The sequence below is a fragment of the Phycicoccus sp. Soil802 genome (assembly GCF_001429605.1).
Classification (GTDB): domain Bacteria; phylum Actinomycetota; class Actinomycetes; order Actinomycetales; family Dermatophilaceae; genus Pedococcus.
In genome coordinates this window covers 429,203-442,047 of record NZ_LMSS01000007.1, presented here as the reverse complement: position 1 = coordinate 442,047, position 12,845 = coordinate 429,203, and the positions used below count along the sequence as shown (strand labels likewise).

At 67.9% G+C, this 12,845-nt stretch carries 9 protein-coding genes and 3 pseudogenes; 4 read left to right on the top strand and 8 right to left on the bottom strand.

Annotated features, from left to right (window positions below; all coding sequences use genetic code 11):
• The first annotated feature begins 24 nt into the window (after positions 1-24).
• The 3 genes from ASG91_RS18950 to ASG91_RS18940 are packed head-to-tail and all read left to right on the top strand — an operon-like array spanning position 25 to position 5,266.
• Positions 25-2,247, top strand: coding sequence for an acetate--CoA ligase family protein (locus tag ASG91_RS18950; protein WP_371262066.1), 2,223 nt, complete (start codon positions 25-27; stop codon positions 2,245-2,247).
• Positions 2,237-3,736, top strand: coding sequence for an aldehyde dehydrogenase (locus ASG91_RS18945; protein ID WP_056924169.1), 1,500 nt, complete (start codon positions 2,237-2,239; stop codon positions 3,734-3,736). The genes ASG91_RS18950 and ASG91_RS18945 overlap by 11 nt, the downstream gene beginning before the upstream one ends.
• A 6-nt stretch (positions 3,737-3,742) precedes the next feature.
• Entirely contained in the window at positions 3,743-5,266 is a 1,524-nt protein-coding gene (locus ASG91_RS18940) for an aldehyde dehydrogenase (protein WP_200961361.1), read from the top strand.
• A gap of 61 nt (positions 5,267-5,327) precedes the next feature.
• Here the strand turns inward: ASG91_RS18940 and ASG91_RS18935 are convergent, their stop codons facing one another.
• The 8 genes and pseudogenes from ASG91_RS18935 to ASG91_RS18915 form a co-directional block, all read right to left on the bottom strand.
• Positions 5,328-6,170, bottom strand: a complete 843-nt coding sequence (locus tag ASG91_RS18935) for an enoyl-CoA hydratase-related protein (protein WP_200961360.1) — start codon at positions 6,168-6,170, stop codon at positions 5,328-5,330.
• Between the two features lie 33 nt (positions 6,171-6,203).
• Positions 6,204-7,265: pseudogene (locus ASG91_RS21335) on the bottom strand (biotin/lipoyl-containing protein); the annotation flags it as partial.
• 1 nt (position 7,266) lies between these two features.
• The coding region (locus tag ASG91_RS21330; RefSeq protein WP_305728753.1) for a biotin carboxylase N-terminal domain-containing protein at positions 7,267-8,069 on the bottom strand (803 nt) is incomplete at its 3' end.
• Positions 8,063-8,521 carry a cobalamin B12-binding domain-containing protein gene (locus ASG91_RS18925; protein WP_371262065.1) on the bottom strand — a complete coding sequence of 153 codons (459 nt, stop codon included), beginning with the start codon at positions 8,519-8,521 and terminating at the stop codon, positions 8,063-8,065. The genes ASG91_RS21330 and ASG91_RS18925, both read right to left, overlap by 7 nt.
• An 11-nt stretch (positions 8,522-8,532) precedes the next feature.
• Entirely contained in the window at positions 8,533-8,748 is a 216-nt protein-coding gene (locus ASG91_RS21495; RefSeq protein ID WP_082594327.1) for an acyl-CoA carboxylase subunit epsilon, read from the bottom strand.
• A pseudogene (locus ASG91_RS18920) lies at positions 8,745-10,501 on the bottom strand (acyl-CoA carboxylase subunit beta). The gene ASG91_RS21495 and the pseudogene ASG91_RS18920 overlap by 4 nt, the downstream one beginning before the upstream one ends.
• A gap of 13 nt (positions 10,502-10,514) precedes the next feature.
• Positions 10,515-10,856, bottom strand: coding sequence for a methylmalonyl-CoA mutase family protein (locus ASG91_RS21390; RefSeq protein ID WP_256363738.1), 342 nt, complete (start codon positions 10,854-10,856; stop codon positions 10,515-10,517).
• A 107-nt stretch (positions 10,857-10,963) separates the two neighbouring features.
• Positions 10,964-12,100, bottom strand: a pseudogene (locus ASG91_RS18915) (methylmalonyl-CoA mutase); the annotation flags it as partial.
• A gap of 208 nt (positions 12,101-12,308) precedes the next feature.
• On the opposite strand from ASG91_RS18915, the gene ASG91_RS18910 reads away from it, so the two are divergent.
• Complete coding sequence (locus ASG91_RS18910; protein WP_056924165.1) at positions 12,309-12,812, top strand: acyl-CoA thioesterase; 504 nt, start codon at positions 12,309-12,311, stop codon at positions 12,810-12,812.
• The last annotated feature ends 33 nt before the right edge of the window (positions 12,813-12,845 follow it).

Here is a 12,845-nt window from a genome sequence, read left to right as displayed (position 1 = left end):
CCAACTACCACCTGCCCGGTCAGAGTGGAAGGTTCCGACACAGTGACGGCCCAGGACAATTTGCTGTTCGACGCCCTGTTCGCGCCGAAGACGATCGCCCTCGTGGGCGCCTCCAGTGACGCGGCGAAGAATACCTCCCGACCCCAGCGCATGCTCCGGTCACACGGCTTCACCGGGACGATCCTCCCGATCAACCCGCGGCGGGACCACGTCTTCGGCGATCGCGCGTACCCCTCGCTCCTCGAGGCGCCTGGTCAGATCGACCACGCCTTCATCATGGTGCCGGTCGACGCTGTGGCGCGCGCCGTCGAGGATTGCGTCGCACGCAACGTATCGGTTGCCACCGTCTACACGGATGGGTTCGCGGAGGTCGGTCCGGAAGGACGTCGGCGCCAGGACGAGCTGGTTGACATCGCCCGCGCTGGCGGCGTCCGTCTTCTCGGCCCGAACTGCAGTGGGATCTACAGCACTCAGCCGTCGTGCGCGCTCTCGGTCAACTCGGCCATCGAGCGACTGGAGATCACAGCTGGTCCCTTGGCGATCATCTCGCAGTCGGGCAGCATGACCGGTGGCCTGGTGTCGCGGGGGCTGGGTCGGGGAGTGGGCTTTTCTCGCATCGTCTCCATCGGGAACGAGGCGGACCTCGGGGTCGGAGAGCTCGTCGACCTGCTCGTGGACGACGACAGCACAGGCGCCGTGTTGCTGTTCATCGAGAGCGTCCGCGACGCCTCACGGCTGGCGAGTGCTGCCAAGCGAGCGGCGTCGGCCGGCAAGCCGGTCATCGCATACAAGCTGGGCCGCTCCGAGCTGGGCCGGGACATGGCCGCGTCACACACGGGCGCCATGGTTGGCTCGGACGAGGTGATGGACGCCTACTTCCACGCGAACGGCATTCTCCGGGTGGACAACCTGGAAGCTCTCTTCGAGCTTCCTCCGCTGCTCGTGGGCCAGCGACCGGCAACCCGCCACCGGGTGGCTGTCATGTCAACGACCGGCGGCGGGGCTGGCATCGTGGTCGACCGGCTCGGATCCGTGGGCGTGGACGTGGTTCCGCCATCGGAGTCGGTGATCGCGAACCTCCATGCCCAGGGCATCTCGATCAGCGACGCGCGTGTCACTGACCTCACGCACGCTGGAACGCGTGCGGAGGTCTATGGCCCCGTTCTCCAGGAGCTCCTTGCCTCTGACCACTGCGACCTGGTGCTGGCGATAGCCGGCAGCTCTGCCCAGTTCCAACCCGAGATCACGGTCGAGCCCGTGGTCAACGCCGACCGCCACGGCAAGCCTTTGGCGATGTTCATCGCCCCGCACGCCGACGAGTCACTGCGTCGGCTGAACGGCAGCGGTGTCGCCGGGTACCGGACGCCCGAGTCATGTGTCGACTCGATCCGCGCGTGGGCCAGTTGGTCGCCCCCGTCCGACGTAGCGCGCAGTGGCGACCTGGAGTCGGTGCGCGCAAGCCTCGCCTCAGCCCACGCCGGCAGCCTGAACGAGCGCGACTCGAGCGCAGTCTTCTCGGCGCTCGGTATCGCCACCGCACCCTCCGTGGTGATCACGCGACCCGATGAGGAGGCCCCTCTGGCCTTTCCGGTGGTGGCCAAGGTCCTCTCGGCAGATGTGCCCCACAAGACTGACGCCGGTGGCGTCGTGCTGGGCATCGACGACGCCAAGGCCCTCCAATCGGCGGCGACCGACATCCTCGATCGGGTCCTGGCACGCCATCCGGGCGCACGCATCGACGGCATCCTCGTGCAACAGCAGGAAGCTGGCGTCGCCGAGGTGATCCTGGGCTATCGGCGTGACCCGCAGCTCGGCCCGGTGGTCGTGCTGGGGGTGGGAGGGGTGCTCGCAGAGATCTACCAGGACTTCGCGGTACGCATGGCTCCCGTGGGGCCGGACGATGCCATGGCGATGATCGACGAGGTGCAGGGACTCGCCGTGCTGTCGGGGTTCCGCGGCTTGCCCCGAGGGGACAAGCGAGCCCTGGCTGACGCGGTGGCCGCCATGTCACAGCTCGCCTCCGTGCAGGACCTCGACATCGTGGAGGCTGAAGTGAACCCACTTCTGGTCCGGGAAGAGGGACGGGGGGTGGTGGCTGTGGACGGGCTCGTGGTGCTCGCGGCGCGAGCATCGTCGCCGGGATCACCCAGCAAGACTGGGCCTACCCCACCAGACGCCACCGGCTGGCAGGCGACCAGCCAGGGCGCTGCGCGGCGCGAGGAGATGGGAGCTCACCATGGCGGCTGACACGGCAAGCCCCGTCATCGACGTCCTGACGACCGTCGGCTCATTGTTCATCGACGGGAAGTGGGTACGGCCGTCCTCCTCCGCGCGGGAGCCCGTGGTCGACGCCACCACGGGTGAGGAGCTGTTCTCCGTCGCCCTCGCCAATGCCGAGGACATGTCGCGGGCCATCTCCGCGGCCCGCGTCGCGTTCGACGCCGGACCGTGGCCTCGCATGACCGCCCTGGAGCGCGCCGGTGTCCTGCGAAGGATTGCTCTGGGGATCCGCGAACGAGCCGAGGACCTGAGCCAGCTGTGGCCGCGTGAGTCCGGAGTGCTGTACTCGGACGCGAAGAGCGCGACCGCCGAGTACGCCGATGCCTGGACCTACTACGCCGACCTTGCTGAGACGTTTGCCTTCGAAGAGCCGCGGTCCCCGACTGCCGGGGGAAGCTTCGGCCTCCTGGTGAGGGAACCGGTCGGTGTCGTCGGCGCCATCGCGGCGTGGAACGGGCCGTTGGCCCAGATCACCTACAAGGTGGCACCGGCGTTGCTCGCAGGTTGTACCGTCGTCCTCAAACCGGCACCTCAGGCGTCGGGAGAAGCGCACGTCTTCGGGCAGATCCTCGAGGGCGTCGGGCTTCCCCCCGGCGTCGTGAACATCGTGCCAGCCGACCGCGAGGTGTCTGAGCTCCTGGTCAGCGACCCACGAGTGGACAAGATCACGTTCACCGGGTCGACTGCTGTCGGCAGACGTATTGCGACCATCTGCGGCGATCGGATCGCGCGATTCACCTTGGAGCTCGGGGGGAAGTCTGCTGCCGTGGTCCTGGACGACGCCGACCTGACAACCACTGCCCGTGCGCTCACGGCGGGCGGTTGTTTCAACACCGGTCAGGTCTGCTCCTCCTTGACCCGGATCGTGGTCAGCCGGCGCCGCCACGACGCGCTCGTCGACGCCCTGGCCGACGCCTACTCCAGCATCCGGCTGGGCGATCCGTTCGATCCTCAGTCCCAGATGGGGCCATTGGCCGGACCCCACCAGCGCGAGCGAGTGGAGTCATTCATCGCGTCGGGCCGCGAGCAAGGCGCGAGACTGGCCACGGGCGGCGGTCGGCCAGCCCATGTCCGGGCGGGGGCCTACATCGAACCCACCGTCTTCGCTGACGTCGACAACTCCATGCGCATCGCGCGGGAAGAGATCTTCGGTCCTGTCGTCAGCGTCATACCGGCGACGGACGACAGGGACGCGGTCGCGATCGCGAACGACACCCCATACGGCCTCAACGCCTCTGTCTTCACGACAGACGTGGGTCGGGCATACGACGTTGGCCGCCAGCTGCGTTCGGGAACCGTCGGACACAACGCCTTTCGGACCGACTTCGGGATCGCCTTCGGTGGTTTCAAGCAGTCCGGTGTCGGTCGCGAGGGTGGTGTCGAGGGCCTCCTGCCCTTCCTCGAGACCAAAACCATGATCTTCGATGACCCACCACCGCTGGCTCATGGCAGCTGAGGACGTGTGGCCGCCTCGTCGGCACAAGCACCGAAGGGCCACGGCATGACCGATCTCGCCGTCACCCCCGTTCACCCGTTCATCAAGGGGCCCATGGGCCTCTGGATCGACGGGCGGTCGGTCGAGGCGCAGGCGGAGAAGGTTTTCGACACACTGGACCCTGCTTCCGGCCTGGTCCTCGGCCAGCTGGCCCAGGGCGAGACAGCTGACGTCGACCGGGCTGTACGCGCGGCACGCGTGGCGTTCGAGGGGACGTGGTCGCGCTGGACGCCCTACGACAGGCAGACGCTGCTGATGCGAGTTCACGAGCTCGTGGACCAGCGCTTCGAGGAGATGGCGACCCTCGAAACGCTCGACCTCGGCGCGCCCATCACCCGAACGCTGGGGCTGAAGTCGACGGTGCTGCAGATCATCGCCTACTACGCGGGCCAGACAACGAACGTCGCGGGCGAGACCCTGCCCAACAGCCTGCCGGGCGCGGTCATGACCATGACGCTCAAGGCGCCCTTGGGCGTCGTCGGTGCCGTACTGGCCTGGAACAACCCCCTGATCGGGGAGTGGTGGACCGTCTGCGGTGTCATCGCGTCCGGCTGTACGGCAGTCCTGAAGCCCGGAGAGGTCGCTTCACTGTCGGTCCTCTACATGGTCGAGCTGCTGCGTGACGCAGGACTCCCTGACGGAGTGGTCAACGTCGTCACGGGTTTTGGTCCGACTGCCGGTGCCGCCTTGGCGGCCCACCCCGACGTCGACCGAATCATGTTCACCGGTTCGGCCGCAACGGGTAGGCGGATCGTGGCGGCGTCCGCGAGCAACATGAAGCGAGTGCAGGTGGAGCTCGGCGGCAAGTCTCCGGATGTCGTGTTTGCCGATGCCGACCTGGACCGCGCAGTGCCCAGCGCGGCCATGTCCGTGTTCTCCAACAGCGGGCAGTTGTGCGTCGCAGGCTCGCGGCTGTTGGTGCAACGGAGCATCCATGACGAGGTGGTGGACCGCCTGTCGACATTTGCGAGCGGGCTTCGGGTCGGCAACGGCATGGATCCAGAGGTCGACCTGGGACCGGTCGTATCCCAGCAGCAGCTGGACCGGGTGATGGGCTATGTCAACGGCGCTGTGCCGCAGGGTGCGACGGTGGCGGCAGGAGGGCGGCGGCTCCTCGGCGACCTCGCCCGCGGCTTCTTCGTCGAACCCACCGTCGTCTCCGCCGTGACGTCCGACATGACGATCGCTCGAGAGGAGGTCTTCGGACCGGTCATCGCTGTGCTCCCCTTCGATGACGAGGACGAGGCGCTCCGCTTGGCGAACGACACAGAGTACGGCCTGGCTGGGGGCGTATGGACCACGAAACTCTCCACCGCCATGCGCATGGTTCACGGCATCAGGGCGGGAACGGTGTGGGTCAACAACTACGGGTTGATGGATCCGGCGGTCGGCATGTCGGGCGCCAAGTTGAGCGGCTATGGCACCAAAGGAAGTCCGGCTCACATCGACGCCTTCCTCTACGAGAAGTGCGTGTACATCGACCTCGAATGAACTGTCCTCGGCGCGGCAACGCCGGACATCGGCAGAAGCAGCAGCCACTCACCCCTATCGGCTACCGACCGAGGAAGTCCGGGGGTCGCTTCTCCAGGAACGCACGCATGCCCTCGACCTGGTCCTCAGAGTCGAACAGGAGCTGAAAGGCCTTCCGCTCCAGGAGCAGAGCCGTCTCGAGCGGCACGTCAGCGCCCGCATCGACCACTTCAAGGATGGCTCGGATGGCGAGGGGAGGCAGCTCCGCGATGGCACTGGCTAGCTCTTGTGCCCGCTGTACGGCGTCCCCGTCGGGGACAACTTCGGACACCAACCCCATGGCCAGTGCTTCCTCGCCGGTGATCGTGTCCCCCAACAGCAGCAGGCGAAGGGCGCGGTACTTGCCTAGGACCCGCACCATCCGCTGCGTCGCGCCGGCACCCGGCATGACCCCCACCCTGATCTCAGGCTGACCGAACCGGGACCCAGCGCCTGCCACGATGAGGTCACAGCTCATCGCCAGCTCACAACCGCCGCCAAGCGCGAAGCCCTCCACGGCCGCGATGACCGCGGTCTGGCACTGACGGATGGTGGTGAACATGCGGTCCGAGGCCCGGAGGGTGTGGTCTGTCGGAGACATGCTCACCATCTCGTCGACGTCGGTCCCGGCCGCGAAGACCTCAGAACCTCCGGTGATGATGATCGCTCGGACGCTGGGATCCCGGTCCAGCTCCTCAACCAAGTCCGCGATTCGGCTCTTGATCTCGAGGTTGAGCGCGTTGCGTCGCAGGGGTCGCGCGATGACCACCATGGCGACGTGGGGTAGCGGTCGAGCCGTCTGGACCTCGTTGCCACTCACAGCCACGTGACCTCCTTCTTCCTGAAAGCGTTTCGACTGTACGAACATGTTGATCGGAGTGCACATCTACGAATAGAGCGTGCGACGAGGGACTGGTCCTCAGTCCTTGATCTCGGCGATGACTGCGCCGTTGGTGACGGTCTGGCCGACCTCGGCCACGAGGCGGCTGATGGTGCCGGCCTTGTGGGCGTTGATCGGCTGCTCCATCTTCATCGCCTCGAGGACGACCACCAGCTCACCCGCGGCGACCTGCTGGCCCTCCTCGACGGCGATCTTGACGATGGTGCCCTGCATGGGGGCGGTGAGGGAGTCGCCCGAGGCGGGTGCACCGGCCTTCGACCCGCCGGAGCGTCGGGGCGCCTTCTTCTTCGCAGCGCTGGAGCCACCGCCGAGTGCGAGCCCGCCGGGGAGCACGACCTCGAGGCGCTTGCCGCCGACCTCGACGACCACGCTCTGGCGCTCGCCGGTCTCCTCGGGCGCCTGCGCCACGACGCCGGAGTAGGGCGGGATCTGGTTGTCGAACTCGGTCTCGATCCAGCGGGTGTGGATCGTGAACGGCTTGTCACCCTCGGGGGCGAACGCGGGGTCGGACACGATGACGCGGTGGAACGGCAGGACGGTCGGCATGCCGTCGACGACGAACTCCGCCAGCGCGCGTCGGGACCGCTCGAGCGCCTGGTGCCGGTCGCGGCCGGTCACGATCAGCTTGGCCAGCATCGAGTCGAACGCGCCACCGATGACGTCGCCGGCGACGACGCCGGAGTCGAGGCGGACCCCCGGGCCCGACGGTGGCTCGAACACGGCGACGACGCCGGGGGCGGGCAGGAAGCCGCGGCCGGCGTCCTCGCCGTTGATCCGGAACTCGAAGGAGTGGCCGACCGGGGCGGGGTCGTCGTAGCCGAGGGCCTCACCGTTCGCGATCCGGAACTGCTCGCGCACCAGGTCGATGCCGGTGACCTCCTCGGTCACCGGGTGCTCGACCTGCAGGCGGGTGTTGACCTCGAGGAAGGAGATGGTGCCGTCCTGGCCGACGAGGAACTCGCAGGTGCCGGCACCGGTGTAGCCGGCCTCGGTGAGGATGGCCTTGGAGGCGCGGCGCAGCTCGGCGTTCTGCTCGTCGGACAGGAACGGCGCCGGGGCCTCCTCGACGAGCTTCTGGTGNCCGGCCTCGGTGAGGATGGCCTTGGAGGCGCGGCGCAGCTCGGCGTTCTGCTCGTCGGACAGGAACGGCGCCGGGGCCTCCTCGACGAGCTTCTGGTGCCGCCGCTGCAGCGAGCAGTCGCGGGTGGAGACCACGACGACGGTGCCGTGCGTGTCGGCCAGGCACTGGGTCTCGACGTGGCGGGGCTGGTCGAGGTAGCGCTCGACGAAGCACTCGCCGCGACCGAAGGCCGCAACCGCCTCACGGGTGGCCGAGTCGAACAGCTCGGGGATCTCCTCGATGGTGCGCGCCACCTTGAGGCCGCGACCGCCGCCGCCGAAGGCCGCCTTGATCGCGACCGGCAGGCCGTGCTCCTTCGCGAACGCGACGACCTCGTCGGCGTCGGCGACCGGGTCGGCGGTGCCGGGCACCAGGGGCGCGTTGGCGCGGGCGGCGATGTGCCGGGCCTTGACCTTGTCGCCGAGGGAGTCGATGGCCTCGGGGGAGGGACCGATCCACCTCAGCCCGGCGTCCATCACGGCCTGGGCGAACGAGGCGTTCTCGGCGAGGAAGCCGTAGCCGGGATGGACCGCGTCGGCCCCGGACTTGCGGGCCACCTCGAGCAGCTTCTCCTGCACCAGGTAGGAGTCGCCCGGGGTGTTGCCACCGAGCGCGTAGGCCTCGTCAGCCACCTTGACGTGCAGGGCGTCGCGGTCCGGATCGGCATACACGGCAACGGAGCCGATGCCGCTGTCGGCGCACGCGCGGGCGATGCGCACGGCGATCTCGCCCCGGTTGGCAATGAGGACCTTCTTCATCAGGATCTCTCCACAACTGAGCCGTACACAGCCGAAAGGTGGTGAACGGCGTCGACCACGTCTTGTGTTGATGCACCTGGGGTGAAGACGCCCCGTGCCCCGAGGATCTCGAGGGCGAAGACGTCGTCGCGGGGGATGATGCCGCCGACGAGGACCGCCGTGTCCGATGCGCCGTTCTGGGCGAGAAGCTCGATGACTCTGGCCACCAGTGTCATGTGGGCGCCGGAGAGGATGGAAAGCCCGAGGATCGAGGCGTCCTCGGCGATGACGGTCGCGACAATCTGCTCCGGTGTCTGGTGAAGTCCCGTATAGATCACCTCATACCCGGCGTCCCGCAGAGCCCGAGCGATCACCTTGGCGCCACGGTCGTGTCCATCGAGGCCGGGCTTGGCCATGACGACCCGCGCACGCGGCATCACCGGCTCGTGGTGGGACAGCTTGGTCAGCGTTGCGGCCAACGGAATCTCCTTTAGGGATGGGGGAGCGTCGAACCGCGCCAGGCTCCCGGGCCCGGGCGGATAGTGCGGCGGTGGCGGCGCGTGGAACCCGGCCACTCCGACGCACGCGAGAACGTCGGAGCGGCCGGGGCTTGGGGGCCAAGGAGCAGCATCAGAACGGCCGCCAGCTCCTCAGGGGTGGGCTGGCCAGTGGCGAGCCTGATGGATGAGTGGTGGTGGGCGCTCATAGGGGGATGTTGCCGTGCTTCTTGGGCGGGAGGGTCTCGCGCTTGGTGCGCAGGGCCCGCAGGGCCTTGGTGACGTTCATCCGGGTGTTCGAGGGCGTGATGACGGTGTCGATGTAGCCGCGTTCGGCCGCGATGTAGGGGTTGGCGAGGGTGTCCTCGTACTCGGCGATGAACCGGGCCCGGGCCTCGTCGACGTTCTCCCCGGCCTCGGCGGCCGCGGCGAGCTGTTTGCGGTAGAGGATGTTGACCGCTCCCTGGGCGCCCATCACGGCGATCTGGGCGGTGGGCCACGCGAGGTTGATGTCGGCTCCGAGGTGCTTGGACCCCATCACGTCGTAGGCGCCGCCGTAGGCCTTGCGGGTGATCACCGTGACGAGCGGCACGGTCGCCTCGGCGTAGGCGTAGATCAGCTTGGCGCCGCGGCGGATGATGCCGTCCCACTCCTGGTCGGTGCCGGGCAGGAAGCCGGGCACGTCGACGAAGGTGAGGACCGGGATGTTGAACGCGTCGCAGGTCCGCACGAACCGGGCCGCCTTCTCCGAGGCGTCGATGTCGAGCGTGCCCGCGAACTGCATCGGCTGGTTGGCCACGACCCCGACGGACCGGCCCTCGATGCGGCCGTAGCCGACCAGGATGTTCGGGGCGAACAGCGGCTGCACCTCGAGGAACTCGCCGTCGTCGACGACGGTCCTGATCACCGTGTGCATGTCGTAGGGCTGGTTCGCGCTGTCGGGGATCAGCGTGTCGAGCTCGCGGTCCTGCTCGGTCACCTCCAGCGACGGCAGCTCACCGTCGTCGGCGAACGAGGGCGGCTCCTCGAGGTTGTTCGAGGGCAGGTAGGACAGCAGCTCCTTGACGTAGTCGATCGCGTCCTGCTCGTCGGAGCCCATGTAGTGCGCCACCCCGGACTTGGTGTTGTGCGCCCGCGCGCCGCCGAGGTCCTCGAACGAGACGTCCTCACCGGTCACGGTCTTGATGACCTCGGGGCCGGTGATGAACATGTGGGAGGTCTGGTCGACCATCACGGTGAAGTCGGTGACGGCGGGGGAGTAGACCGCCCCGCCGGCGCAGGGTCCCATGATCAGGGAGATCTGCGGGATGACCCCGGACGCGTGCACGTTGCGGCGGAAGATCTCGCCGTAGAGGCCGAGGGAGACCACACCTTCCTGGATGCGGGCGCCACCGGAGTCGTTGAGCCCCACCACCGGGCAGCCGACCTTCATCGCGAAGTCCATCACCTTGCAGATCTTCTCGCCGAAGACCTCGCCCAGGGACCCGCCGAAGACGGTGAAGTCCTGCGCGAACACCGCCACGGTGCGACCGTCCACCGTGCCGTAGCCGGTGACGACCCCGTCGCCGTAGGGGCGGTTGGCCTCCTGGCCGAACGCGACCGACCGGTGCCGGGCGTACTTGTCCATCTCGATGAACGAACCCTCGTCGAGCCCCCGTCGCCGTAGGGGCGGTTGGCCTCCTGGCCGAACGCGACCGACCGGTGCCGGGCGTACTTGTCCATCTCGATGAACGAACCCTCGTCGAGCAGCAGCTCGAGCCGCTCGCGGGCGGTCTTCTTGCCGCGGGCGTGCTGCTTCTCGATGGCGCGCTCGGACCCTGCGTGCGCGACCTCGGCGACCCGACGCTTGAGGTCGGCCAGCTTGCCCGCGGTGGAGTGGATGTCGATGCCCGACTCGGGGTCGGGGACGTCGGTGCCACCCACGGAGAGCGGATCAGCGACGGAATCGGCGACGACAGTCATCAGTTAGACGCCCTCAGAACGTCTCGCGCGGGACGTAGAGGCCCCAGACGTCGCGCAGCGCGTGGCTGACCTCGCCGCCGGTGGCCCGCAGCCGCAGGGCCTCGCGCATCGGGTAGAGCAGGTTGTCGGTGCCCCTCGCTGCCTCTCGGACGGCTTCGAGGGCCGCCTCGACGGCGGCGTTGTCGCGTTCGGCGCGCAGGGCGGCGAGCCGTTCGCGCTGGTCGTGCTCGATCTGGGGGTCGACCCGCAGGGGCTCGTAGGGCTCCTCCTCGTCGAGGGCGAACCGGTTGAGGCCGACGACGGTGCGTTCCTTGCTGTCGATCTCGAGGGCGATGCGGTAGGCCGAGCGCTCGATCTCGGACTTCTGGAAGCCCTGCTCGATCGCGGCGACCGCTCCCCCGCGGTCCGGTAGGCCGAGCGCTCGATCTCGGACTTCTGGAAGCCCTGCTCGATCGCGGCGACCGCTCCCCCGCGGTCCTCGACGGCCTGGATGAGGTCGAGCGCGGCGGCCTCGACGTCGTCGGTCATCGACTCCACGACGTAGGAGCCGGCGAACGGGTCGACGGTCTTGGTCACGTCGGTCTCGTAGGCGATCACCTGCTGGGTGCGCAGGGCGAGCCGGGCGGCCTTCTGCGTGGGGAGCGCGATCGCCTCGTCGAAGGAGTTGGTGTGCAGCGACTGGGTGCCGCCGAGGACCGCGCCCAGGCCCTGGAGCGCCACCCGGACCAGGTTGACCTCGGGCTGCTGCGCGGTCAGCTGCACCCCGGCGGTCTGGGTGTGGAACCGCAGCATCTGGCTCTTGGGGTTCTTCGCCCCGAACTCGTCCCGCATGACCCGCGCCCAGATCCGGCGGGCCGCCCGGAACTTCGCGACCTCCTCCAGCAACGTCGTCCGCGCCACGAAGAAGAACGACAGCCGGGGGGCGAAGTCGTCGACGTCGAGGCCGGCAGCCTGGGCCGCGCGCACGTACTCCTTGGCGTTGGCGAGGGTGAAGGCGATCTCCTGCGCGGGAGTCGCCCCGGCCTCGGCCATGTGGTAGCCGCTGATGGAGATGGTGTTCCAGCGCGGCAGCTCCTTGTGGCAGTAGGCGAAGATGTCGCTGATCAGCCGCAGCGACTCCTTCGGCGGGTAGATGTAGGTGCCACGCGCGATGTACTCCTTGAGCACGTCGTTCTGGATCGTCCCGGCCAGCCGGGACGCGTCCGCGCCGTTCTCCTCCGCGACCAGCTGGTACATCAGCAGCAACGTCGCGGCGGGAGCGTTGATGGTCATCGACGTCGACAGGTCACCGAGCGGCAGGCCGCCGAAGAGCGTCCGCATGTCGTCGATCGAGTCGATCGCCACCCCGACCTTGCCGACCTCGCCGTGCGCGATCGCCTCGTCGGAGTCATACCCCATCTGGGTCGGCAGGTCGAAGGCCACGGACAGCCCACCGGTGCCGTTCGCGACCAGCTCGTGGTAGCGCTCGTTGGACTCCTTGGCCGTCCCGAACCCGGCGTACTGCCGCATCGTCCACGGCCGCCCCGTGTACATGTTCGGGTAGACACCACGCGTGTAGGGGAACTGACCCGGCTCACCCAGATTCTGGTGTGCTGGCATCCCTCCCAGGTCCGTGTGGTCGTAGACCGTCCGAAAGGGAAGTCCTGACTCAGTAAACAGCACGACTATCCCTCCATGCCTGTTGCGACGTATCGGTCGCCCGCAACAACGAGCTGATTCCCGACCGCACCGGACCGACCGCTATTGATTCACTGGCGCAGTTCACTATAGCGTATACGCATCCGGGATTACGGATCGAAAGGGAGTCATGAGCGCCGCCACCCCCGAGCCATCAGTCGACCAGGACAACCAACGGCTCTCGATGACCGTCTTGATGACACCCGACATGTCCAACTTCAGGGGCAATGTCCACGGCGGCACCTTGCTCAAGCTCTTGGACCAGGTGGCGTACACCTGCGCAAGCCGCTACGCCGGCCACTATGCAGTCACTCTCTCGGTCGACCGCGTGGTGTTCCGTGAGCCCATCCATGTCGGTGAGCTGGTGACCTTCGAGGCCAGCGTCAACTACACGGGCCGAACTTCTATGGAGATTGGCATTCGCGTGACCACCGAGGACTTGGTCCTTCGCATCGTCCGCCACACCAACAGTTGCTACTTCACCATGGTGGCCACCGATGACGACGGCCGTCCCACGGGAGTTCCCCGATGGTCGCCCCTGACGGCAGTCCAGCGTCGCCGACACGCGGACGCGCTCAGGCGTCGAGAGCAGCGACATCCTCTCGCTCGCGACGCGCGAGAAGCAGTGGTCTGAAACGACATTTTCGTAGCTACAGTCGTAGAAGGG